The sequence below is a fragment of the Pseudomonas siliginis genome (genome assembly GCF_019145195.1).
Lineage (GTDB): Bacteria > Pseudomonadota > Gammaproteobacteria > Pseudomonadales > Pseudomonadaceae > Aquipseudomonas > Aquipseudomonas siliginis.
This window is the reverse complement of record NZ_JAHSTW010000008.1, coordinates 174,924-197,588: the sequence shown is the minus strand read 5'-3', so window position 1 is coordinate 197,588 and position 22,665 is coordinate 174,924. Positions and strand designations below refer to the sequence as shown.

Genomic DNA, 22,665 nt, shown 5'->3' with positions numbered 1-22,665 from the left:
TCACTTGCCGCGAATCAACTGCCGTAAGGCGAAACGATTGGGATGGCAGGCTTCGGCCACACTGCGTGGTAACGGCAGCGGCTCGTTGTCCAGCCACGCTGCAAGCAGCTCGCCGGACAGCGGCGCGGTGATCAGCCCGCGAGAACCGTGACCGCTGTTGACGTACAGACCATCGAGCCACGGGCACGCGAGGTCCGGCACTTGCCGGGCGTCTTTGCTCAACGCTGCGTAGGTCTGATTGAAGGTTTGCAGATCAGCGAGCGGGCCGACAATCGGCAGGTAATCGGGGCTGGTGCAGCGGAAAGCTGCCCGGCCCTCAAGGTTCTCAAGTGGCTGCTCGCTGATGTTGAGGCGGGTCAGCAGGTCGCTGGAAATTTCTTCGAGCATCGCCAGATTGCCTTGGTGCTCGGCAGTCGTGGGCGTCAGATCGTCATTGTTGAAGTCGAAACTCGCGCCCAGGGTGTGCTCGCCCAGACGCGCTGGGGCGACGTAGCCCTCAGCGCACACCACGGTGGCCAGCGAATGACTCTCTGCGGTTTCAGGCAGACGCGTGATTTGCCCGCGAATGCGCTTGAGTGGCAATTCGGCACTCTGGGCAAAACGTTTGATTTCGGCAGCACCGGCCAGGATCACCACCGGCGCACTGGCGAGCAAACGTTCGCCGTCGAAGGCTTGCCACAGGTCTGCGACTTTGCGCAGTTCCAAAGCTTCGTGATGGCTGAGCAACTCAATGTTGGTGTGGGTCGCCTGGGCCTGACACAACGCGGGCGGATGCACCCAGCCGCCTTCGGGGTAGAACAAGCCGCCGTGGGCCACGCCGACACCGGCGCGATCCTGCGCTTGCGGCTGTTCCAGCCAATGCAAGAGATCTTCAGGAAACGCCGCCGCCAGTTGCGCGTGGCGCTGGGCTTCCTTGGCGTTGAACGCCAGTTGCAGCACGCCGCAGTCATCCCAGTCGCTGCCGCGTTGCAAGCTTTCCAGCAGGCGCCGGGTGTAACCGAAGCCGCTGACGATCAACTGCGACAACGCCGTGCCATGGGCGGACAACTTGAGATAGAGCACGCCTTGCGGGTTGCCGGACGCTTCCTGCGCCACCGCCGCGTGACGCTCCAGCAGACTCACTTGCCAGCCGCGCGCCGCCAGACTCGACGCCGTCGCGCAGCCGGCCAGACCGGCGCCGATCACCAGCGCCCGGCGCTCACCGCGCAACGGAGCAGGGCGGGCGAACCAGGGTTTCGCCGGTAGGGGCGCCGCCACCTCGGCGGGCCAGCCGAGAAACTCGCCACGCAGGATTTCCCACTTGTGGCCGATGCCCGGTGTGCGCTTCATCTTGAACCCGGCAGTGTTGAGCAGACGGCGGACCCAGCCGGTGCTGGTGAAGGTGCTGATGGTCGAGCCCGGCGCAGCCAGCCGCGCCAGTTCGACGAACAGTTCAGCGGTCCACATATCCGGGTTTTTCGCCGGGGCGAAGCCATCGAGAAACCACGCGTCGATCTGTGCGTCGAGTTGCGGCAATTGCTCCAGTGCATCGCCGATCAGCAAGGTCAGCGTCACGCGGCCGTTGGCCAGAGTGATGCGTTGAAAGCCTTGATGAATCGCCACGTAATGCCTCAGCAACTGATCCGCCAACGGCATGAGTTCCGGCCACAGTGCCAAGGCCCGGCGCAGATCCGCAGGCGCCAGCGGGTACTTCTCGACGCTGACAAAATGCAAGCGCGCGCCGGCAACAGCGTGCTGTTCGAACAGCTGCCAGGCGCAGAGAAAATTCAGCCCGGTGCCGAAGCCGGTTTCACCAATGACCAGCCGACCATTCGCCGGCAGCGCAGCAAAGCGCTCGGCCAGACGGTTCTGCTCAAGAAACACGTAACGGGTTTCCTCCAGCCCCGACTGGTCGGAAAAATACACGTCATCAAACACCCGCGAACGTGGGCGTCCCTGGTCGTCCCAATCGAGTTGGGCGTGGGGCATTTCGGCTTTCATGGCAGGCTCGGCAAACACAAGGCGGCCATTCTAGCCGATCGCGCGCGAGCTGCCTGATCCAGCACAGGACTCGCAGTGAAAAGAACCCTGTGGCGAGGGGATTTATCCCCGCTGGACTGCGCAGCAGTCCCAAAACCATCCACCCCGTTTTCCCGATCCAAACCACACTTCCCGGATCTACGACTACTGCACAGCCAGTCAACGATAAATCCCCTCACCACAAAGTTCTCATCCCGTCCTGAGTTCGTGGGAATTTCTGCCCTGCGCCCGTGCCCAATCCGCTAGTCTTGCTGAACCCTGGAAGGAGCCGTCCCATGTTTGAATCCGCTGAAATCGGTCACGCCATCGACAAAGACACTTACGAGGCGGCCGTCCCTGCGCTGCGTGAAGCCTTGCTGGAAGCGCAGTTCGAGTTGCAGCAGCAGAAACGCTTTCCGGTGATCATCCTGATCAACGGCATCGAAGGGGCGGGCAAGGGCGAGACGGTCAAGCTGCTCAATGAATGGATGGATCCGCGCCTGATCGAAGTGCGCACCTTCGACCAGCAAACCGATGAAGAACTGGCGCGGCCACCGGCCTGGCGCTACTGGCGGATGCTGCCGGCCAAGGGGCGGATGGGCGTGTTCTTCGGCAACTGGTACAGCCAGATGCTCCAGGGGCGGGTGCATGGGTTGTTCAAGGATCCGCGTCTGGACCAGGCCATCGCCGGCGCCGAGCGTCTGGAAAAAATGCTCTGCGATGAAGGCGCGCTGATCTTCAAGTTCTGGTTTCACCTGTCCAAGAAGCAAATGAAAGCGCGGCTCAAATCGCTGGCCGACGACCCGTTGCACAGTTGGCGCATCAGTCCGCTGGACTGGCAGCAATCGCAGACTTACGACAAATTCGTCAAATATGGCGAGCGGGTGTTGCGCCGTACCAGCCGCGATTACGCGCCCTGGCATGTCATCGAAGGTGTCGATGCCAATTACCGCAGCCTGGCGGTGGGCAAGATTCTCCTCGACGGTCTGCAGAATGCGCTCAAGCGCGCCGACGTCAATCCACACGAAGTCAGTGCCGCGCCGCTGGGCACACCGGTCGATCAATTGAACCTGCTCGACAGCCTCGACCTGACGCAGCGTCTGGACAAGAAAGACTATGAAGAACAACTGATCACCGAGCAGGCGCGCCTGTCCGGGCTGATGCGCGACAAACGCATGCGTCGCCATGCGCTGGTGGCGGTGTTCGAGGGTAACGACGCGGCGGGCAAGGGCGGGGCGATTCGCCGCGTGGCAGCGGCGCTCGATCCGCGTCAGTACAGCATCGTGCCGATTGCCGCACCGACCGAAGAAGAGCGCGCACAACCGTACCTGTGGCGGTTCTGGCGACACCTTCCGGCGCGGGGCAAATTCACCGTGTTCGACCGCTCTTGGTACGGGCGGGTGCTGGTCGAGCGGATCGAAGGCTTCTGCACCCCGGCCGACTGGCTGCGCGCCTACGGCGAAATCAACGATTTCGAAGAGCAACTGGCCGATGCCGGCGTCATCGTGGTCAAGTTCTGGCTGGCGATCGACAAGGACACGCAGATGGAGCGCTTTCAGGAGCGCGAGGAGATTTCCTTCAAGCGCTTCAAAATTACCGAGGACGACTGGCGCAACCGGGAAAAGTGGGACGACTATCGCCGGGCGGTCGGCGACATGGTCGATCGCACCAGCACCGAGATCGCGCCATGGACGCTGGTCGAAGCCAACGATAAACGCTGGGCACGGGTGAAAGTGTTGCGCACCATCAACCGCGCGCTGGAAGACGCGTTCGAGAAATCCGACAAGAAGGCCAAAAAGCACAAGGACTGAAGCGATGGCCGCGCATACGCCGGGTGAATGATCCTCGCGGTCGGCAAGAAGGTGGACTTATGCTCAGGTTCACTCTCAACCGACAACAACAATGAGGTATGCCATGCGTGAAGTGGTGATCGTCGACAGCGTGCGGACCGGCCTGGCCAAATCCTTTCGCGGCAAGTTCAACCAGACCCGCCCCGATGACATGGCGGCCCACTGCGTCAATGCCCTGCTGACCCGCAACGATATCGACCCGGCCAGCGTCGAGGACTGCATCGTCGGCGCTGGCTCCAACGAAGGCGCGCAGGGCTACAACATCGGCCGCAACGTCGCGGTACTATCGCGCCTGGGCACCGGCACCGCCGGCATGACCCTCAACCGTTTCTGCTCCTCGGGTTTGCAGGCCATTGCGATTGCCGCCAACCAGATCGCCTCCGGTTGCAGCGACATCATCGTCGCCGGCGGCGTCGAGTCGATCAGCCTGACCCTGAAGAGCGTCAACACCGATCACCTGATCAACCCGCTGCTCAAGCAACAGACTCCCGGCATCTACTACACCATGGGCCAGACCGCCGAAGTGGTGGCGCGCCGTTACGGCGTCAGCCGCGAGGCCCAGGATCGCTATGCGCTGCAAAGCCAGCTGCGCACGGCCCAGGCCCAGGCTGCGGGCTTGTTCGATGATGAAATCGTGCCGATGGCGGTGAAATACCGGGTCGAGGACAAGCACAGCGGCGAAGTGCAGATTGTCGACGGCGTGGTCGAGCGCGACGACTGCAACCGCCCGGACACCACCTACGAAAGCCTTGCCGGTTTGAAACCGGTGTTCGCCGACGACGGTTCGGTGACGGCGGGCAATTCCTCGCAGCTGTCCGACGGTGCCTCGATGACACTGGTGATGAGCCTGGACAAAGCGCTGGAGCTGGGGCTCAAACCGAAAGCGTTTTTCCGTGGTTTCACCGTCGCCGGCTGCGAGCCGGACGAAATGGGCATCGGCCCGGTATTCTCGGTGCCGAAACTGCTCAAGGCCAAGGGCTTGCAGGTAGCGGATATCGATCTGTGGGAATTGAACGAGGCGTTCGCTTCACAGTGCCTGTACAGCCGCGACCGGCTGGAGATCGACAACGACAAGTACAACGTCAACGGCGGCTCGATTTCCATCGGCCACCCGTTCGGCATGACCGGCTCGCGTCAGGTCGGGCATTTGATCCGGGAGTTGCAGCGACGCAATTTGCGCTACGGCATCGTCACCATGTGTGTGGGCGGCGGCATGGGGGCGAGCGGGTTATTTGAGGCGGTGCGCTAAATCCTCCGTTCGTTGTCGTCGGTCAGATCGCCATCGCTGGCAAGCCAGCTCCCACAGGTTTTGTATATGTCAAAAATACTGTGGGAGCTGGCTTGCCAGCGATGGGATCAACACGGTTAGCCCTTGGAATCCTGCCGCTGCATCCGCGCTATATAAGCCTGAATCTTCCGCTCGATCACCTGACCGTCAAACGGCCCCTCAAGGGTATTTTCCCGGGTACTGAAATACAGCTCGCCATTGACCCGACATATGCGGTCGCTGCGAAAACGGGTGGCGGGGGCGCTGTCCTCGGCGCGCATGGCGTACATGTCGGTCTCCCTGATTAATGCGTTGAAAAGTCTGCAATCAGCTTATGCCTGAAGCACTTGGTGCGCCTGCCCGGCCGATCAACGGCGGCGCGCCGGTTTACTGCTGCGACCTACACAGTTTCATTCGCGGCCTGGCGGCAACTGTCCCTGTGTTGTGCGCAGCCGGACGCCTAGAATGAGTGTCCTTGTCAGCAGGCTTTTGGGGTTCGCATGCACATTTCATCGGGGCGCTGGGTGTACGGACTGTTCCTGGCGCTGCTGACCGCGTTTCTGTGGGGCATCCTGCCGATCAAGCTCAAACAGGTATTGCAGGTGATGGACCCGGTCACGGTGACCTGGTTTCGCCTGATGGTTTCCGGTGGCTGCCTGTTCATCTATCTGGCTTCGGTCAAGCGCCTGCCAAGTCGCAAGGTGCTCGGGCCGAAGGGCGGCTGGCTGGTGCTGATGGCGGTACTGGGGCTGGTCGGCAATTACGTGCTGTACCTGATGGGCCTCAACCTGCTCAGCCCCGGCACCGCGCAATTGGTGGTGCAAATGGGTCCGATCATGCTGCTGATCGCCAGTCTGTTCGTGTTCAAGGAGCGCTTCAGCATTGGCCAGGGCATCGGCTTGCTGGTGTTGCTGGTCGGCTTTGGTCTGTTCTTCAATCAGCGTCTGGCCGAGCTGCTGACCTCGCTGTCCGACTACACCGCCGGCGTGCTCTTGGTGCTGCTGGCGTCGACGGTCTGGACCTTTTATGCGCTGGGCCAGAAGCAATTGCTCACGGTGTGGAATTCGCTCCAGGTGATGATGGTGATCTACCTGTTCTGCGCGTTGCTGCTTACGCCGTGGGTGCATCCGCTTGAAGCGCTGAACCTGAGCTCGTTGCAGGGCTGGCTGTTGCTGGCGTGCTGCATGAACACCTTGATCGCCTACGGCGCATTCGCCGAAGCGCTGGCGCACTGGGAAGCGTCGCGTGTCAGCGCAACATTGGCAATCACGCCGCTGGTGACGTTTGTGGCGGTGGCGATTGCGGCGCGGATCTGGCCGGACTACGTGCATGCCGAGCAGATCAATGCGCTGGGCTATGGTGGGGCAGTGCTGGTGGTGCTGGGTTCGGCGCTGGTGGCGCTGGGGCCATCGTTGATTGCCGGGCTCAGGGCGCGGCGGGCCAGGGTTGTGCCAGGCTGACGATCGGCGGCGCCTGTATTCGCGAGCAGGCTCGCTCCCACTTTGGAGTGCAATTTTCCTGTGGGAGCGAGCCTGCTCGCGAAGACGGACTTTCAGGCGCTACATGACTCAGCCCTTGGCGCCAGCCTCGATCATGTTCTCCGGGCGCACCCAGGCATCGAACTCTTCATCAGTCAGATAACCGAGCTGCAACGCAGCCTCACGCAAAGTCAGCCCTTCGCTGTAAGCCTTCTTGGCGATCTCCGCCGACTTGTCATAACCGATGTGCGGGTTCAGCGCGGTCACCAGCATCAATCCACGTTCCAGATGCTTGGCCATGACCTCGGCATCCGGTTCGAGCCCGGCAATGCAGTGCTGCTGGACGTTGCTGCAGCCATCACCGAGCAAACGGATCGATTGCAGCAGGTTGTGGATGATCACCGGTTTGAACACGTTCAGCTGCAAGTGCCCCTGACTGGCGGCAAAACCGATCGCCACATCGTTGCCGAGCACCTGGCAGGCGAGCATCGACAGCGCTTCGCACTGGGTCGGGTTGACCTTGCCGGGCATGATCGAACTGCCCGGTTCGTTGGCCGGCAGCTTCACTTCAGCGAAACCTGCGCGAGGACCTGAGCCCAGCAGACGCAGGTCGTTGGCGATCTTCATCAAGGCCACGGCGAGGGTTTTCAGCGCGCCGGACAGCGTTACCAACGGTTCATGACCGGCCAGTGCAGCGAACTTGTTCGGCGCGGTGACGAACGGCAGACCGGACAGTGCTGCGAGTTCGGCGGCAATCGCCTCACCGAAGCCGTGCGGTGAATTCAAACCCGTACCAACGGCGGTGCCGCCCTGAGCCAGTTCGCAAACCGCCGGCAGCGCGGCACGAATCGCGCGCTCGGCGTAATCCAGTTGCGCGATGAAGCCGGACAGTTCCTGACCGAAGGTGATCGGCGTCGCGTCCATCATGTGCGTGCGCCCGGTCTTCACCAGTTTCATGTGCCGCGCCGCCAGTTCGGCAAGGCCGCCGGACAGCTCGGCAATCGCCGGCAGCAGTTGTTCCTGCACCGCTTTGGCGGTGGCGATGCTCATCGCGGTAGGGAAGCAGTCGTTGGAACTTTGCGAGCGATTGACGTGATCGTTCGGGTGCACCGGCGACTTGCCGCCACGCGGGTTGCCGGCCAGTTCGTTGGCGCGACCGGCGATCACTTCGTTGACGTTCATGTTGCTCTGGGTGCCGCTGCCGGTCTGCCAGACCACCAGCGGGAACTGCTCGTCATGCTCGCCGGCGAGCACTTCATCGGCGGCCTGCTCGATCAGGCGGGCGATGTCGGCGGGCAGGTCGCCGTTGCGGTCGTTGACCCGCGCGGCGGCTTTCTTGATCAGCGCCAGGGCGTGCAGTACCGGTAGCGGCATGCGTTCCTGACCAATGGCGAAGTTGATCAGCGAGCGTTGCGTCTGAGCACCCCAGTAAGCGTCGTCCGGGACCTCGATCTGGCCCAGGCTGTCGGTTTCGATACGGCTCATCGTGCACACTCCTGTTGGTCTGTTGGCGCAATTTAGGCCGGCGTCGGCCCGGGTGGTTCCATCGGCTCGATTGTTGACCGCAAAACCCCGCCAATCAAGCGCGGCAAGGGCCGGGGGTTGAGCCACAGCGATTGTTAGGCGCAGAATGGTCGCCCTTGGGGTTCGACCTCGCTTTGCTTAAAGGAAACTCGATGACTCGTCTTCGCGCCATCTGTACCGCGGTTGCACTGGTTTGCGCCAGCGGCCAGGTGCTTGCCGATACCGCCAGCCACAACGCCAGTGCCGAAGCTTTCCTGACGCTGGCTCACGCTGACAAGCTGGGTACCCCGGTGTACATGCAAGTGCAGCAAATGTTCGCCCAGCGCTTTGAACAGACCAAAGCCCCTGAGTCGAAAAAAGCCGTGCTCGAAACCTACCAGGCCAAGGCCAACGCCGCGCTGGACCAGGCCATCGGCTGGAACAAGCTCAAGCCGGACATGGTCAAGCTCTACACCAGCAACTTCAGCGAATCCGAACTCAAGGATCTGGTTGCCTTCTACCAGTCGCCACTGGGCAAGAAAGTCCTGGAAAAAATGCCGCAGCTGACCCAGCAATCGGCGCAGATGACCCAGGGCAAACTGGAAAGCGCGGTGCCTGTGGTCAACAAGCTGCTCGACGACATGACCAAAGAGCTGACCCCGGCCGCGGCGCCAGCCAAGAAGAAGTAAGCGGAGTTCGTGATGACCATGCAACAACGCATCGAATCGACGCTGGCCCTGTTACAGCCTGAGCACCTGCAAGTGCTGGACGAAAGCCACATGCACAGTCGCGGGTCACAGACCCACTACAAGGCGGTGGTGGTCAGCGCGCAGTTCGAAGGCCTGAACCGGGTCAAGCGCCACCAGAAAGTCTACGGCACGCTCGGCGAGCTGATGGGCGAGTTCCATGCGTTGGCGCTGCACACCTACACCCCGCAGGAATGGGCAGAAATCGACGGCGCCCCGGCGTCGCCGACCTGTGCCGGCGGTAGCAAGCACTGATTTGGATGTGGCGGGATTTTTGTGGCGAGGGGATTTATCCCCGTTCGGCTGCGCAGCAGTCGTAAACCCTGTAACCACGGTCCTGGCAGAAGGAACGGGGCTGAATGGGTTTAGGGTTGCTTCGCCACCCAACGGGGATAAATCCCCTCGCCACAGGTTTTGTGTTGTCACAAAGACTGAGTAAATCCAAAACACATCATGTTTTTGCTAGAATCCGCAACGCGCCGCTTAGCCGGCGCGTTTTTTTTGAATCCGGTTCACCCTTTGCGAGGGTAGCCACCTGGAGAAATACCCATGACACAACCGATTGTCGTGGCGGCACTGTACAAGTTCGTCACCCTCGAAGATTACGTTGACCTGCGCGAGCCACTGCTGCAAGCGATGGTCGACAACGGCATCAAAGGCACTCTGCTGATCGCCGAAGAAGGCATCAACGGCACGGTTTCCGGCAGCCGCGAAGGCATCGACGGCCTGCTGGCCTGGCTCAAGAACGATCCGCGCATGGTCGACATCGACCACAAGGAATCGTACTGCGACGAACAGCCGTTCTATCGCACCAAGGTCAAGCTGAAGAAAGAGATCGTCACCCTCGGCGTTGAAGGCGTTGACCCGAACAAGAAGGTCGGCACCTACGTCGAACCGCAGGACTGGAACGCGCTGATCAGCGACCCGGAAGTGCTGTTGATCGACACGCGCAACGACTACGAAGTGTCGATCGGCACCTTCGAAGGCGCCATCGATCCGAAAACCACCAGTTTTCGCGAGTTTCCCGACTACATCAAAGAACACTTCGACCCGGCCGTGCACAAGAAGGTCGCGATGTTCTGCACCGGCGGCATTCGCTGCGAGAAAGCCTCGAGCTACATGCTCGGCGAGGGCTTCGAAGAGGTTTACCACCTCAAGGGCGGCATCCTGAAGTACCTCGAAGAGGTGCCGCAGGAAGAAACCAAGTGGCGCGGCGACTGCTTCGTCTTTGACAACCGCGTGACCGTGCGTCACGACCTGACGGAAGGCGACTACGATCAATGTCATGCCTGCCGCACGCCGGTCAGCGTTGAAGATCGCGCCTCCGAGCACTACGTCGCCGGCATCAGTTGCCCGCACTGCTGGGACAAGCTCAGCGAGAAAACCCGGCGCAGCGCCATCGATCGGCAAAAGCAGATCGAACTGGCCAAGGCACGCAACCAGCCGCACCCGATCGGCTACAACTATAAGCAAGCATCCTCCGAGGCTTAACCATGTCTGCGCGCCTGCTCTATGTGATGGATCCGATGTGTTCATGGTGCTGGGGGTTTGCTCCGGTGGCCAAGGCACTGGTCGAGCAGGCGCAGGCAGCCGGAGTCGAGCTGCATCTGGTGGTCGGCGGACTGCGCACCGGCAGCGGTTCGGCGCTGGAGCCTACCACGCGGCGCTACATTCTTGAGCACTGGCAAGCGGTCACCGAGGCCACCGGCCAGCCGTTCAAGTTCGACGGCGCGCTGCCTGACGGTTTTGTCTACGACACCGAGCCTGCCTGTCGCGCTGTTGTCACCGCGCGCAGTCTGGCGCCGGATTGCGCGTGGACATTGGTCGGGCTGATCCAGCAGGCGTTTTACGCCGAAGGTCGCGACGTCACTCAGGCCAGCGTGCTGGTCGAACTGGCGGAACAGGCCGGTGTGCCGCGTATCGAATTCGCGGCGTTGTTCGATCATGCCGATCAGCACAAGGCCACCCAGGCCGATTTCACCTGGGTACAGGATCTGGGCATCGCCGGTTTTCCGACCCTGCTCGCCGAGCGCAACGGGCAACTGGCGCTGCTGACCAACGGCTATCAACCGCTCAGCGAGCTGTCGCCGTTGCTCGGCCGCTGGCTGGAGCGCGCGGCCTGTGTCTGACCGCGCCGATGACACGCCAGCCGTAGAGCGTGTCGACCGGCTGAGCTGGGCTGAAGTCCGGCGTCTGGCACTGCATCACAAGAAATCCCTGTGGATCGCCAACGGCGTGGCCGTGCTGGCGACTCTGTGCAGCGTGCCGATTCCATTGCTGCTGCCATTGCTGGTCGACGAAGTGCTGCTCGGCCACGGCGATGCCGCACTGAAAGTCATGAATCATTTTCTGCCAAGCATGTGGCAGCAGGCGGCGGGTTATATCGGCCTGATGCTGGTTGTGACCCTGACCTTGCGTTGCAGCGCCCTGTGTTTTGGCGTGTTGCAGTCGCGGCTGTTCGCGCGCTTGGCCAAGGACATCGTCTACCGCATTCGCGTGCGCCTGATCGAGCGGCTCAAGCGCATTTCCCTCGGCGAATACGAAAGCCTCGGCAGCGGCACGGTGACCACGCACCTGGTCACCGATCTGGATACCCTCGACAAATTCGTCGGCGAAACCCTCAGCCGCTTCCTCGTCGCGATGCTGACCCTGGTCGGCACCGCCAGCATTCTGATGTGGATGCACTGGAAGCTGGCGCTGCTGATTCTGCTGTTCAACCCGTTGGTGATCTACGCCACGGTGCAGCTGGGCAAACGCGTCAAACACCTGAAAAAACTCGAGAACGACAGCACCTCGCGCTTCACCCAGGCACTGAGCGAAACCCTCGATGCGATTCAGGAAGTGCGCGCCGGCAATCGTCAGGGCTATTTCCTCGGGCGCCTCGGTTTGCGCGCGCAGGAAGTACGCAACTACGCAGTCAACTCGCAGTGGAAAACCGACGCCTCGAACCGCGCCAGTGGTTTGCTGTTCCAGTTCGGCATCGACATCTTCCGCGCAGCGGCGATGCTCACCGTGCTGTTTTCCGACCTGTCGATCGGGCAGATGCTCGCGGTGTTCAGTTACCTGTGGTTCATGATCGGCCCGGTCGAACAGCTGCTCAATCTGCAATACGCCTACTACGCAGCGGGCGGTGCGCTGACGCGGATCAATGAACTGCTGGCGCGTGCCGACGAGCCGCAGTATCCCGGCGGCGTCGATCCGTTCAAGGGGCGCGACACCGTCGGCATCGAGGTGCAAGGCCTGAGCTTCGGTTACGGCGACGAGCTGGTACTGGACCAGATGAACCTGTCGATCCTGCCCGGCGAAAAAGTCGCGATTGTCGGGGCGAGCGGCGGCGGCAAAAGTACCTTGGTGCAGTTGCTGCTGGGCCTGTACACGCCAGCGGCCGGGACCATTCGCTTCGGCGGATCGACCCAGCAGGAGATCGGTCTGGAGACGGTGCGCGAGAACGTCGCGGTGGTGCTGCAGCATCCGGCGCTGTTCAACGACAGCGTGCGCGCCAACCTGACCATGGGCCGCATGCGCAGCGACGAAGCCTGCTGGCAGGCGCTGGAAATTGCGCAGATGGCCGCGACCATCCGTGCGCTGCCCGCTGGCCTCGACAGCATCGTTGGTCGCTCCGGCGTGCGTTTGTCCGGCGGTCAGCGCCAGCGTCTGGCGATCGCGCGGATGATTCTCGCCGAGCCGAAAGTGGTGATTCTCGACGAAGCCACCTCGGCCCTCGACGCCGCCACCGAGTACAACCTGCACCAGGCGATGGCGAAGTTTCTCCATGGCCGCACCACGCTGATCATTGCCCATCGCCTGTCGGCGGTGAAGCAGGCCGACCGCGTGCTGGTGTTCGACGGCGGGCAGATCGCCGAGGACGGCGACCATCGCCAACTGATCGCCGACGGCGGTTTGTACGCCAAGCTCTACGGCAACTTGCAACAGCACTGATCGAAACCCTTGCCGACCTGTCAGAGGTTCTGCGCGCGGTATAACGCCGCGCCTTGCCTTGAACGAGAACCCCACCTAGTCTCGTCATAGCGAATTCGCCCGGAAGGCGAGCGGGCAGTGCTCATGCAAGGACTCTCATGAAGCAAAAGCAGACTCTGGGAACACCACGGTTGTTGGGTATCGTCTGGCCCTTTATTGCTGTCGTGGTGTTCCAGGCATTACTGGGGGGCGTGAGCCTTTACGTGCTTTCGGCCGTGCGAGGCTACGTCGCTGGCGAAAGCCTGTGGTCCAAGGGCCAGAAAGACGCCATCTATTACCTCAACCTCTACGCCGACAGCCGTGACGAGGCGATCTATCGCAAATACCTGACGGCGATCGCCGTGCCCCAGGGCGGGCACCAATTGCGTCTGGCGCTGGATCGTCAGCCGCCGGATCTGCAAGCGGCGCGCGAAGGCATTCTCAAGGGTGGCAATCACCCGGACGACGTCTCCAGCCTGATCTGGCTGTACCTCAATTTTCGCCACTACAGTTATCTGGAAACCGCGATCGATCGCTGGACGATCGGCGATGCCTATCTCGACCGACTGCACGAAGTCGCGCAGGAGATGCACCAAGGCATTGCGCAGAACCAGGCCAGTCCCGGCGATGTGCAGCGCTGGAAAGCACAGATCTTCGCCATCAACGATGCAGTCACCCCAGCGGCCAGGGCTTTCAGCGATGCCTTGGGCGAAGGCTCGCGGGTGATCATGCGCCTGCTGCTGTTCACCAACCTGGCCACCGCGCTGGGTCTGATCGCGCTGGCGCTGTGGCGCACGCACAAACTACTCAAGCAGCGCCATGAGTTTGCCCAGGCGCTGCAACTGGAAAAGGATCGCGCGCATATCACGCTGCAGTCGATTGGTGATGGCGTGATCACCACCGACGTCAACGGCGCGATCGATTACATGAATCCCGCCGCCGAGGCCATGACGCACTGGAAGGCCGAGCAGGCGGCGGGGCTGCCGTTGTCGGCGCTGTTCAACCTGCTCGACGATAACGCCCAGACCGAAGGGCTGACGTTGATCGAGCACATTCTCAGTGGCCAGCTCAGCGGCGGCAGCGAACATTCCAAGCTGATCCAGCGTCTGGACGGCAGCACCCTGTCGGTGACCCTGGTCGGCGCGCCGATCCGCAATGCCGGGAATGTCAGCGGCACGGTGCTGGTGCTGCACGACATGACCCAGGAGCGGCAATACATCGCCAATCTGTCTTGGCAAGCGACCCACGATGCGCTGACCGGGCTGGCCAACCGCCGCGAATTCGAATATCGCCTCGAACAGGCCTTGCACAAACTGACGCGCCAGCCCGGCCGGCATGCACTGATGTTCCTCGATCTGGACCAGTTCAAACTGGTCAACGACACCTGTGGTCATGCGGCGGGCGATGAGTTGCTGCGGCATATCTGCACGCTGCTGCAATCAGACCTGCGCGAGGGCGATACCCTGGCGCGACTGGGCGGCGATGAATTCGGGATTTTGCTGGAGAACTGCCCGCCGGACATCGCCGAGAAGATTGCCGAAAGCCTGCGCCAGACCGTGCAGAACCTGCATTTTGTCTGGAAGGGGCGGCCGTTTCTGACCACCGTCAGTATCGGCCTGGTGCATGTCGCGCAGAATCCGACCACTCTCGAAGCCTCCCTGCGTGCGGCGGACATGGCTTGCTACATGGCCAAGGAAAAGGGCCGCAACCGCGTGCAGGTCTACCATGCCGATGATTCCGAACTGTCGATGCGCTTCGGTGAAATGGCCTGGGTACAGCGCCTGCACATGGCGCTGGAAGAAAACCGCTTTTGCCTTTACGCCCAACAGATCGCGCCGCTCAAGCCACAACCCGGTCAGGCTGGACACATCGAAATTCTCCTGCGCCTGCATGATGAATCCGGACGAATGATTTTGCCTGACAGCTTTATTCCGGCGGCGGAGCGATATGGTTTGATGACCCAGTTAGATCGCTGGGTAGTTCAAAACGTTTTCAAGGTTATTGCCCAGTGTATTGAACAGGAACATGAACTTCCTTTGGCAATGTGTGCGATTAATCTGTCAGGCATTACTATAGGAGATGACGCGTTTTTGCACTTCCTGCGGGAACAGTTTGTTAACTACGCTATACCGCCTGAAATGATTTGTTTTGAAATTACCGAAACCAGTGCAATCGCAAATCTTGGCAGTGCAATTCGTTTTATCAATGAACTCAAAGGCTTAGGTTGTCACTTTTCTCTGGATGACTTTTGTGCCGGAATGTCTTCATTCGCTTACTTGAAACATTTGCCTGTAGACTTCCTGAAGATCGACGGGAGTTTCGTAAAGGATATGCTGGACGACCCGATTAATCGGGCAATGGTCGAAGTGATCAATCACATCGGTCATGTTATGGGTAAGCAGACAATTGCCGAGTTTGTTGAAACTAACCAGATCGAACAGGCGTTGCTTGAAATAGGTGTGGATTACGCTCAGGGGTATGTCATCGAGCGTCCGCAGTTGTTTACCTGTGACAGTTTGCAAAGTCGTCCTGCCAGACCGCAGCCGTTGTTGTTCAAAGCGCCTGGCACGTTCCGTTGAAGTCTCTCGCCGATCCTTGCCATCACAACTCAAAAGGAGCCGAACAGTGATCGACACATTCAACCGAACCGGACCCCTCATGGAAGCTGCAAGTTATCCTGCCTGGGCGCAACAGCTCATCAAGGATTGCAGCGAGAGCAAGCGCCGGGTTGTCGAACATGAACTTTATCAGCGCATGCGCGACAACAGACTCAGCGCGAAAACCATGCGCCAGTACCTCATCGGCGGCTGGCCGGTGGTCGAGCAGTTTGCCTTGTACATGGCGCAGAACCTCACCAAGACCCGCTTCGCCCGCCATCCCGGCGAGGACATGGCGCGGCGCTGGCTGATGCGCAACATCCGCGTCGAACTCAATCACGCCGATTACTGGATGCATTGGAGTCGCGCCCATGGCGTCAGCCTCGAAGATCTCCAGGCCCAGCAAGTGCCGCCGGAGCTGCACGCGCTGAGTCACTGGTGCTGGCACACCAGCTCAGCGGATTCGCTGATCGTGGCGATTGCCGCGACCAACTATGCGATCGAGGGGGCGACTGGGGAGTGGTCAGCGGTGGTCTGCTCGACCGGGGTCTACGCCGCGGCGTTCCCGGAAGAAGATCGCAAACGCGCGATGAAGTGGTTGAAGATGCATGCCCAGTACGACGACGCTCATCCGTGGGAAGCGCTGGAAATCATCTGCACCCTGGCCGGCATGAACCCGAGCAAGGCGTTGCAGGCCCAGCTACGGCAGGCGATCTGCAAGAGTTATGACTACATGTACCTGTTTCTGGAGCGGTGCATGCAGCTTGAGACTTCGGAGCGCTTGCTGGTCAACCGCGAGCGCCGGACCGTAACCGAAAGCTGATTGAACTGTGGGAGCGAGCCTGCTCGCGAAAGCGGTGGGTCATGCAACGAATCGTTGTCTGACCCTCCCTCTTCGCGAGCAGGCTCGCTCCCACAATGATTTTTAGCCGGCCATCGCCAGCCGGTTCCGCCCCTCGCGCTTTGCGACATATAACGCACTGTCGGCGCGGCGCAATAAGCTGTCTGCCGACTCGCCCGGCAACAACGTCGAGCAACCCAGGCTCACGGTGATCTCGATCAACTGGCCATCGGCAAAATATTCCTCTGACTGCGTCGCCTGGCGCAAACGCTCGCCAACCATCGCCGCCGCTTCGCGACCGGTGTTGGACAGCAGGATCAGAAACTCTTCGCCGCCATAACGGAACACCATGTCGACGTTGCGCAGTTGCGCCTTGATCGACGCGGCAATGGCTCTGAGCACCTCATCACCGGCGCCATGCCCGTGGTCATCGTTGACCCGTTTGAAGTGGTCGATGTCGAGCATCAGCACCGACAGCGGTTGCGCATGACGGCGCGACATGTCGATCTCACGCTGCAAGGTCTGCTCCATGGCCACCCGATTGCCGGCACCGGTCAACGGGTCGCGCAAGGCACTCTGGGTCGCGGCGCGATAGAGCAGGGCGTTGCGCATCGGGTATAGCAGGCAGGACAGCAGCGACTCGAGGTCGCCCTGTTCCTTGTCGTTGAAACGCTGATTGCGGCGGAAGACCAGCTCGCCCATGTGCTCGCCTTCGTGGCTCAGGGTGTAGCTGACCGAGTGGTGGCCGCGCGCGCCGAACTCCAGGCGCAAGTCGCTGGCCTGATGCACATAGCTCAGGGCGTCCAGTGGCACCAGGCGTTGGATTTCGCGGAAGAACAGGCCAAGGATGCGCTGAGGCTCCAGGCTGGTTTGCAGTTGCAGGCTCATTTGCTGACGCAGTTGCGCCAGGCTGGTCGGGCGCTCGATCAGCGCCGGTAGTTGACCGAAGCCCAGGCGCTGCAATTTGGCACTGTCAAAGTCAATTGCATGGGTCTGGGAAGGAGATTTCATATGGCGTGAGCCCCTAAGCAGTAAGTCTGTCTTACAGGCTGGGTGAGAGCGGCTATGGGCTGCGCGTCGTACTGATCCATCAGTCCCGTAGGACGTTTGGCGTAAGTTTAGTCTGCCGCAAGACGATCAGTCAGCTATCGAAATCGGCGTTTGCCCCATGGCCATCACACGGCATGTTTTGAGGGAATTTAGAGCGAAAGGCGTGCCATTCGGTTCGATTTTATTTAAAGCTTTTCGAATCAATGACTTGCTGGTGAGGGCGGGGTTGCGGCGCTGGATTCCTGGCGGCTTTGTGACGGTTATGAGCGGCAATGGCTTGCCGCGACAGCATTCTGCCGCGGCAACAAATGCGACGTATGGCGTTATTGGGCGTTGAACGCCTGGCCATTAACGCCTGCGCTGTCGGGGCCCATCAGGTACAGATACACCGGCATGATCTGTTCCGGTGTCGGATTGTTCAGCGGATTTTCCCCCGGATAAGCCTGCGCGCGCATGCTGGTGCGCGTACCGCCCGGGTTGATGCTGTTGGAGCGTACCGGCGCGACGCCTTCTAATTCATCGGCCAGGGTTTGCATCAGGCCCTCGGTGGCAAATTTCGACACACCGTAAGCGCCCCAGTACGCGCGACCCTTACGCCCGACGCTGCTCGAGGTGAATACCACCGAAGCATCCTGGGACAGCTTGAGCAACGGCAGCAGGGTGCTGGTCAGCATGAACATCGCGTTGACGTTGACCTGCATGACGCGCATGAAGTTTTCGCCGGAGAGTTGCTCGAACGGCGTGCGCGGGCCGATGATCGAGGCGTTGTGCAGCAGGCCGTCGAGGTGGCCGAACTCGGTTTCGATCATTGCTGCCAGCTCATCATATTGATGGGGCAGGGCGGTCTCGAGGTTGAACGGGATGACCGCCGGTTGCGGGTGGCCCGCTGCTTCGATTGCGTCGTAAACCTCGGTCAAATTGGCTTCGGTCTTGCCCAGCAGCAGTACGGTGGCACCGTGGGCGGCATAGGTTTTCGCCGCAGCCGCGCCGATGCCACGACCGGCACCGGTGACCAGAATGACCCGATCCTTGAGCAATTCAGGGCGAGCGGTGTAATCAAACATAAGAACCTCACAATCCATTTCATGAAGACCTGCTTCACCCCTGTGGCGAGGGGATTTATCCCCGTTCGGCGGCGAAGCCGTCGCAAAACCTGTGTGTCACATTGCCTGGATAAAAGCGGGGGCCGCTCCGCAGCCCAGCGGGGATAAATCCCCTCGCCACACAGGGAGCTTGCAGCAGTCAGGTCGGCAGCTGAACAGCCCAGCGGGGATAAATCCCCTCGCTACACAGGGAATTTGCAACAGTCAGGTCAGCAGCTGCACAGCGCGCTGTCGAGCACCTTGCGCAACTCCAGCGGGTGATCTACCACAACGTCCGCGCCCCAGTGCCGTGGGTTGTCGTCCGGGTGGATGTAGCCGTAAGTCACTGCTGCGGTCTTGGTGCCGGCATCGCGACCCGATTCGATATCACGTAGATCATCGCCGATAAACAGCACGGTCGACGGATCCAGATCAAGCATCTTGCAGGCGAGGATCAGCGGCTCCGGATCCGGCTTGCTGTTCTTCACATGATCCGGGCAGATCAGCAGCGCCGAACGCTCGGCCAGCCCCAGGCGCTGCATGATCGGCTCGGCGAAGCGCACCGGTTTGTTGGTGACCACGCCCCAGATCAGGTTGGCCTTTTCGATGTCAGCGAGCAGTTCGCCCATGCCGTCGAACAGCTTGCTGTGCACTGCGCAGCCGACCAGATAGCGCTCGAGAAACTCCAGACGCAGCTCCTCAAAGCCCGGCGATTCCGGATCCATCGAAAACGTCACCGCGACCATGGCCTTGGCCCCGCCGGAAATCTCGTCGCGGATGTGCTTGTCGTTGATCGGCGGCAGACCGCGATCGGCGCGCATCGCCTGGCAGATGGCGATGAAGTCCGGCGCGGTGTCGAGCAGGGTGCCGTCCATGTCGAAAAGTACCGCTCTGATGGCCATCGGCTTATTCCTCGCGCAGGGTCTGGATCATGTAGTTGACGTCAACGTCGTTGGCCAGCTTGTAGTGCTTGGTCAGCGGGTTGTAGGTCAGGCCGATGATGTCCTTGACGGTCAGGCCGGCCATGCGGCTCCACGCGCCGAGCTCGGAGGGGCGGATGAATTTCTTGAAGTCGTGAGTGCCGCGCGGCAGCAGCTTCATGATGTATTCGGCGCCGATGATCGCGAACAGATACGCCTTCGGGTTGCGGTTGATGGTCGAGAAGAACACCTGGCCGCCCGGCTTGACCATGCGGAAGCAGGCGCGGATCACCGAGGATGGATCCGGCACGTGCTCGAGCATCTCCAGGCAGGTGACCACGTCGAACTGCTCGGGCATTTCCTCGGCGAGGGCTTCGGCGGTGATCTGGCGGTATTCGACGCTGACCCCGGATTCCAGCTGATGCAGTTGTGCGACCGCCAGCGGCGCTTCGCCCATGTCGATGCCCATCACCGTGGCGCCGCGCTGGGCCATGGCTTCGCTGAGGATGCCGCCGCCGCAACCGACGTCGAGGACTTTCTTGCCGGCCAGATTGACTCGCTCGTCGATCCAGTTGACCCGCAGTGGGTTGATGTCGTGCAGCGGCTTGAATTCGCTTTCGCGGTCCCACCAGCGATGGGCCAGGGCCTCGAATTTGGCGATTTCGGCGTGGTCGACGTTGCTCATGTTCAATTCCTCGAAAAACCTGAAAAGGGCTGTAGCCGCGGATATTGCGCCGCGGTGTTTACGATTCGGTGTGGCCGCTGATGCGCTGGCCCCAGTGGCGGGCGGTCGCGCCCAGCTGTTGTTCGTCCATGCGGGTCAGGCGCCGGTCGTCGAGCAGTTGCTTGCCGGCAACCCACAGGTGTTTCACGCAATCACGCCCGGTCGCGTAGATCAGCTGCGACACCGGGTCATACACCGGTTGCTGCGCCAGACCGGACAGGTCGAAAGCGACGATGTCTGCGGCTTTGCCGATCTCCAGCGAGCCGACCTGCGCCTCGATTCCCAGCGCACGGGCGCCATTGAGAGTGGCCATGCGCAAGGCGCGATGAGCGTCCAGCGCTGTGGCAGAACCGGCCACAGCTTTGGCCAGCAGGGCGGCGGTGCGGGTTTCGCCGAGCAGGTCGAGATCATTGTTGCTCGCCGCGCCATCGGTACCGACAGCGACGTTCACTCCAGCCTGCCACAAACGTTCGACCGGGCAGAAGCCGCTGGCCAGTTTCAGATTGGATTCCGGGCAGTGGATCACGCTGCTGTTGCTTTCTACCAGCAGCGCGAGGTCTTCATCGCTGATCTGGGTCATGTGCACCGCCTGGAAGCGCGGGCCGAGCAGGCCAAGGCGACCCAGGCGCGCCAGTGGCCGTTCGCCGGTCTGCTCGACGGCCTGCTGCACTTCGAACGCGGTTTCATGCACATGCATATGGATCGAGGCGTCCAGCTCCTCGGCGATGACCCTGATTTTCTCCAGGTTCTCATCACCGACGGTGTAGGGTGCATGCGGGCCGAAAGTAATCTTGATGCGTTCGTGATGCTTGAGATCCCCGAACAATTCGACGCCCTGACGAATGGCTTCGTCGGCACTGCTGGCGCCGGGGATCGGGAAATCGAGGATCGGAATGGCGATCTGCGCGCGGATACCGCTGTTGTGTACGCGCTCGCTGGCGACTTTCGGGAAGAAATACATGTCAGAGAAGCAGGTGATGCCGCCCTTGATCTGCTCGGCGATGGCCAGATCGGTGCCGTCGCGGACGAAGTCCTCATCGACCCATTTGCCTTCGGCCGGCCAGATGTGGTTTTCCAGCCAGGTCATCAACGGCAGATCGTCGGCCAGGCCACGGAACAGCGTCATCGCCGCATGGCCGTGGGCATTGATCAGTCCCGGCGCCAACAGAACATCCGGCAGTTCACGGATTTCTGTCGCGTTACACTTCAACGCTTCGGCGCGCGGGCCGATAAATACGATGCAACCGTCACGGATGCCCAGGCCGTGCTCCTTGAGCACCACGCCTGCAGGTTCGACGGGGACCAGCCAGGTCGGCAGCAATAACAGGTCGAGCGCAATGGCAGGTTTCGGCATCGAGGGTCGGTTCCAGTGCTTTTGTAAAGGATGGCGAAGTATACCCGAGCGTCTTCGCGGGGGGATCGCTATAATCGGCGGCTTTTGTTCATGAGTGCGGGGTGTGGGATGCGCGATCGACTGTTGGCTGCGGAGAAAGTAAAGGCCATCGATTGGCGTGATGGCGCGCTGCACCTGCTGGATCAGCGTATTTTGCCGTTCGAGGAAACCTGGATCGCCTACACCAGCGCCGCCGGCGTGGCCGAGGCGATTCGCTCGATGGTCGTGCGGGGCGCGCCGGCCATCGGCATCAGCGCGGCCTATGGCATCGTCCTTGCGGCGCGGGCGCGGATTGCCGAGGGCGGCGACTGGTACGCGGCGCTGGAAGAGGATTTCGCGCTGTTGGCCGATTCGCGTCCGACCGCGGTCAATCTGTTCTGGGCGCTGGGCCGCATGCACGATCGCCTGGATCGGCTGAAAAGCAACGCCGATCCGCTGGCGGCGCTGGAAGCCGAGGCCATCGCCATTCACGAAAGCGACCGCGAAGCCAACCTGACCATGGCGCAGCTTGGCGTCGATCTGATTCGCAAGCATCAGGGCAACGCTCAAGCCATCCTGACCCACTGCAACACCGGCGCGCTGGCCACCGGTGGGTTCGGAACTGCGCTGGGAGTGATCCGCGCGGCTTATATAGAAGGCATGGTCGAACGCGTCTATGCCGACGAAACCCGGCCGTGGCTGCAAGGCTCGCGGCTCACCGCGTGGGAGCTGGCCAACGAAGGCATCCCGGTGACCCTGAACGCCGACTCCGCCGCCGCGCACATCATGAAAACCAAAGGGGTGACCTGGGTGATCGTCGGCGCCGACCGCATCACCGCCAATGGCGACGTGGCGAACAAGATCGGCACCTATCAACTGGCGGTCAACGCCATGCACCACGGCGTGCGCTTCATGGTCGTGGCACCAAGTTCGACCATCGACATGAACCTCGCCAGCGGCGATGACATCCCGATCGAAGAACGTGATGGCGCCGAACTGCTCGAAGTCGGCGGTAAACGCGTCGGTGCCGATGTTGAAGCGTTCAACCCGGTGTTTGATGTCACCCCGGCGGATCTGATCGATGCGATCGTCACCGAGAAAGGCATCGTCGAACGCCCGGACACCGCGAAAATGGCCCAGCTGATGTGTCGCAAGCGCCTGCATTGACAGGCTTTGGTGTTGTGTTGAGCCATTCGCGAGCAGGCTCGCTCCCACAGGTTTTGTGAACGCCACTGGCCTGTGTGGGAGCGAGCCTGCTCGCGAAGAGGTCGGTAATGTCA

At 61.3% G+C, this 22,665-nt stretch carries 20 protein-coding genes; 12 read left to right on the top strand and 8 right to left on the bottom strand.

Features of this window, described 5'->3' with window-relative positions; translation table 11 throughout:
* Entirely contained in the window at positions 1-1,980 is a 1,980-nt protein-coding gene (gene mnmC / locus KVG87_RS17280; RefSeq protein ID WP_217851747.1) for a bifunctional tRNA (5-methylaminomethyl-2-thiouridine)(34)-methyltransferase MnmC2/FAD-dependent 5-carboxymethylaminomethyl-2-thiouridine(34) oxidoreductase MnmC1, read from the bottom strand.
* Positions 1,981-2,294: 314 nt separating this feature from the next.
* Here mnmC and pap point away from each other — a divergent pair, with 314 nt between their 5' ends.
* Together pap and KVG87_RS17270 are read left to right on the top strand one after the other, a co-directional pair.
* Complete coding sequence (gene pap / locus KVG87_RS17275; RefSeq protein WP_217851746.1) at positions 2,295-3,809, top strand: polyphosphate:AMP phosphotransferase; 1,515 nt, start codon at positions 2,295-2,297, stop codon at positions 3,807-3,809.
* Between the two features lie 103 nt (positions 3,810-3,912).
* Positions 3,913-5,097, top strand: a complete 1,185-nt coding sequence (locus KVG87_RS17270) for a thiolase family protein (protein ID WP_217851745.1) — start codon at positions 3,913-3,915, stop codon at positions 5,095-5,097.
* 116 nt (positions 5,098-5,213) lie between these two features.
* Here KVG87_RS17270 and KVG87_RS17265 read toward each other — a convergent pair whose 3' ends face one another.
* The gene (locus KVG87_RS17265) at positions 5,214-5,405 is read right to left on the bottom strand and encodes a DUF6316 family protein (protein ID WP_076563774.1); all 192 of its coding nucleotides are present in this window, start codon (positions 5,403-5,405) and stop codon (positions 5,214-5,216) included.
* Positions 5,406-5,615: 210 nt separating this feature from the next.
* Between KVG87_RS17265 and KVG87_RS17260 the strand changes: the two genes are divergently transcribed.
* A complete protein-coding gene (locus KVG87_RS17260; protein ID WP_217851744.1) occupies positions 5,616-6,575 on the top strand; it encodes a DMT family transporter in 960 nt (319 codons plus the stop codon).
* 108 nt (positions 6,576-6,683) lie between these two features.
* On the opposite strand, the gene KVG87_RS17255 is transcribed toward KVG87_RS17260, so the two are convergent.
* Positions 6,684-8,078 carry a class II fumarate hydratase gene (locus tag KVG87_RS17255; protein WP_217851743.1) on the bottom strand — a complete coding sequence of 465 codons (1,395 nt, stop codon included), beginning with the start codon at positions 8,076-8,078 and terminating at the stop codon, positions 6,684-6,686.
* A gap of 191 nt (positions 8,079-8,269) precedes the next feature.
* Between KVG87_RS17255 and KVG87_RS17250 the strand changes: the two genes are divergently transcribed.
* From KVG87_RS17250 to KVG87_RS17220, 7 genes are all read left to right on the top strand, one after another.
* The gene (locus tag KVG87_RS17250; protein WP_016770936.1) at positions 8,270-8,785 is read left to right on the top strand and encodes a DUF2059 domain-containing protein; all 516 of its coding nucleotides are present in this window, start codon (positions 8,270-8,272) and stop codon (positions 8,783-8,785) included.
* Between the two features lie 12 nt (positions 8,786-8,797).
* A complete protein-coding gene (locus KVG87_RS17245; RefSeq protein ID WP_016770935.1) occupies positions 8,798-9,097 on the top strand; it encodes a BolA family protein in 300 nt (99 codons plus the stop codon).
* A 294-nt stretch (positions 9,098-9,391) separates the two neighbouring features.
* Positions 9,392-10,333 (top strand): oxygen-dependent tRNA uridine(34) hydroxylase TrhO, encoded by a 942-nt coding sequence (gene trhO / locus KVG87_RS17240; protein ID WP_041478261.1) that lies wholly within the window; start codon positions 9,392-9,394, stop codon positions 10,331-10,333.
* A gap of 35 nt (positions 10,334-10,368) precedes the next feature.
* On the top strand, positions 10,369-10,971 hold the full coding sequence (locus tag KVG87_RS17235; RefSeq protein WP_217851862.1) for a DsbA family protein: 603 nt from the start codon (positions 10,369-10,371) through the stop codon (positions 10,969-10,971).
* Positions 10,964-12,781, top strand: coding sequence for an ABC transporter ATP-binding protein (locus KVG87_RS17230; protein ID WP_076563770.1), 1,818 nt, complete (start codon positions 10,964-10,966; stop codon positions 12,779-12,781). Before KVG87_RS17235 ends, KVG87_RS17230 begins: the two co-directional genes overlap by 8 nt.
* A 137-nt stretch (positions 12,782-12,918) precedes the next feature.
* A complete protein-coding gene (locus KVG87_RS17225) occupies positions 12,919-15,378 on the top strand; it encodes an EAL domain-containing protein (protein ID WP_076563769.1) in 2,460 nt (819 codons plus the stop codon).
* Between the two features lie 79 nt (positions 15,379-15,457).
* On the top strand, positions 15,458-16,219 hold the full coding sequence (locus KVG87_RS17220; RefSeq protein WP_225930925.1) for an iron-containing redox enzyme family protein: 762 nt from the start codon (positions 15,458-15,460) through the stop codon (positions 16,217-16,219).
* A gap of 102 nt (positions 16,220-16,321) precedes the next feature.
* Here KVG87_RS17220 and KVG87_RS17215 read toward each other — a convergent pair whose 3' ends face one another.
* Positions 16,322-17,248: a GGDEF domain-containing protein gene (locus KVG87_RS17215; RefSeq protein ID WP_024013877.1), complete on the bottom strand. Its 927-nt coding sequence runs from the start codon at positions 17,246-17,248 to the stop codon at positions 16,322-16,324.
* A 157-nt stretch (positions 17,249-17,405) separates the two neighbouring features.
* Between KVG87_RS17215 and KVG87_RS17210 the strand changes: the two genes are divergently transcribed.
* Positions 17,406-17,624, top strand: a complete 219-nt coding sequence (locus KVG87_RS17210; RefSeq protein ID WP_217851741.1) for a hypothetical protein — start codon at positions 17,406-17,408, stop codon at positions 17,622-17,624.
* On the opposite strand, the gene KVG87_RS17205 is transcribed toward KVG87_RS17210, so the two are convergent.
* From KVG87_RS17205 to KVG87_RS17190, 4 genes are all read right to left on the bottom strand, one after another.
* Positions 17,611-18,351 carry a YciK family oxidoreductase gene (locus KVG87_RS17205; RefSeq protein WP_217851739.1) on the bottom strand — a complete coding sequence of 247 codons (741 nt, stop codon included), beginning with the start codon at positions 18,349-18,351 and terminating at the stop codon, positions 17,611-17,613. The two genes, KVG87_RS17210 and KVG87_RS17205, sit on opposite strands and share 14 nt — an antisense overlap.
* 248 nt (positions 18,352-18,599) lie before the next feature.
* A complete protein-coding gene (mupP, locus tag KVG87_RS17200) occupies positions 18,600-19,271 on the bottom strand; it encodes an N-acetylmuramic acid 6-phosphate phosphatase MupP (RefSeq protein WP_016770929.1) in 672 nt (223 codons plus the stop codon).
* A gap of 4 nt (positions 19,272-19,275) precedes the next feature.
* The gene (gene ubiG, locus KVG87_RS17195) at positions 19,276-19,974 is read right to left on the bottom strand and encodes a bifunctional 2-polyprenyl-6-hydroxyphenol methylase/3-demethylubiquinol 3-O-methyltransferase UbiG (RefSeq protein WP_007908399.1); all 699 of its coding nucleotides are present in this window, start codon (positions 19,972-19,974) and stop codon (positions 19,276-19,278) included.
* Between the two features lie 58 nt (positions 19,975-20,032).
* On the bottom strand, positions 20,033-21,367 hold the full coding sequence (locus KVG87_RS17190) for a TRZ/ATZ family hydrolase (RefSeq protein WP_024013874.1): 1,335 nt from the start codon (positions 21,365-21,367) through the stop codon (positions 20,033-20,035).
* Positions 21,368-21,475: 108 nt separating this feature from the next.
* Here KVG87_RS17190 and mtnA point away from each other — a divergent pair, with 108 nt between their 5' ends.
* The gene (gene mtnA, locus KVG87_RS17185; RefSeq protein WP_016770927.1) at positions 21,476-22,552 is read left to right on the top strand and encodes an S-methyl-5-thioribose-1-phosphate isomerase; all 1,077 of its coding nucleotides are present in this window, start codon (positions 21,476-21,478) and stop codon (positions 22,550-22,552) included.
* The last annotated feature ends 113 nt before the right edge of the window (positions 22,553-22,665 follow it).

Bases quoted from the DNA above. Each gene is read 5' to 3' on its own strand.
- mnmC (WP_217851747.1), bottom strand. From the start codon at position 1,980: ATGAAAGCCGAAATGCCCCACGCCCAACTCGATTGGGACGACCAGGGA.
- pap (WP_217851746.1), top strand. From the start codon at position 2,295: ATGTTTGAATCCGCTGAAATCGGTCACGCCATCGACAAAGACACTTAC.
- KVG87_RS17270 (WP_217851745.1), top strand. From the start codon at position 3,913: ATGCGTGAAGTGGTGATCGTCGACAGCGTGCGGACCGGCCTGGCCAAA.
- KVG87_RS17265 (WP_076563774.1), bottom strand. From the start codon at position 5,405: ATGTACGCCATGCGCGCCGAGGACAGCGCCCCCGCCACCCGTTTTCGC.
- KVG87_RS17260 (WP_217851744.1), top strand. From the start codon at position 5,616: ATGCACATTTCATCGGGGCGCTGGGTGTACGGACTGTTCCTGGCGCTG.
- KVG87_RS17255 (WP_217851743.1), bottom strand. From the start codon at position 8,078: ATGAGCCGTATCGAAACCGACAGCCTGGGCCAGATCGAGGTCCCGGAC.
- KVG87_RS17250 (WP_016770936.1), top strand. From the start codon at position 8,270: ATGACTCGTCTTCGCGCCATCTGTACCGCGGTTGCACTGGTTTGCGCC.
- KVG87_RS17245 (WP_016770935.1), top strand. From the start codon at position 8,798: ATGACCATGCAACAACGCATCGAATCGACGCTGGCCCTGTTACAGCCT.
- trhO (WP_041478261.1), top strand. From the start codon at position 9,392: ATGACACAACCGATTGTCGTGGCGGCACTGTACAAGTTCGTCACCCTC.
- KVG87_RS17235 (WP_217851862.1), top strand. From the start codon at position 10,369: ATGTGTTCATGGTGCTGGGGGTTTGCTCCGGTGGCCAAGGCACTGGTC.
- KVG87_RS17225 (WP_076563769.1), top strand. From the start codon at position 12,919: ATGAAGCAAAAGCAGACTCTGGGAACACCACGGTTGTTGGGTATCGTC.
- KVG87_RS17220 (WP_225930925.1), top strand. From the start codon at position 15,458: ATGGAAGCTGCAAGTTATCCTGCCTGGGCGCAACAGCTCATCAAGGAT.
- KVG87_RS17215 (WP_024013877.1), bottom strand. From the start codon at position 17,248: ATGAAATCTCCTTCCCAGACCCATGCAATTGACTTTGACAGTGCCAAA.
- KVG87_RS17210 (WP_217851741.1), top strand. From the start codon at position 17,406: ATGGCCATCACACGGCATGTTTTGAGGGAATTTAGAGCGAAAGGCGTG.
- KVG87_RS17205 (WP_217851739.1), bottom strand. From the start codon at position 18,351: ATGTTTGATTACACCGCTCGCCCTGAATTGCTCAAGGATCGGGTCATT.
- mupP (WP_016770929.1), bottom strand. From the start codon at position 19,271: ATGGCCATCAGAGCGGTACTTTTCGACATGGACGGCACCCTGCTCGAC.
- ubiG (WP_007908399.1), bottom strand. From the start codon at position 19,974: ATGAGCAACGTCGACCACGCCGAAATCGCCAAATTCGAGGCCCTGGCC.
- KVG87_RS17190 (WP_024013874.1), bottom strand. From the start codon at position 21,367: ATGCCGAAACCTGCCATTGCGCTCGACCTGTTATTGCTGCCGACCTGG.
- mtnA (WP_016770927.1), top strand. From the start codon at position 21,476: ATGCGCGATCGACTGTTGGCTGCGGAGAAAGTAAAGGCCATCGATTGG.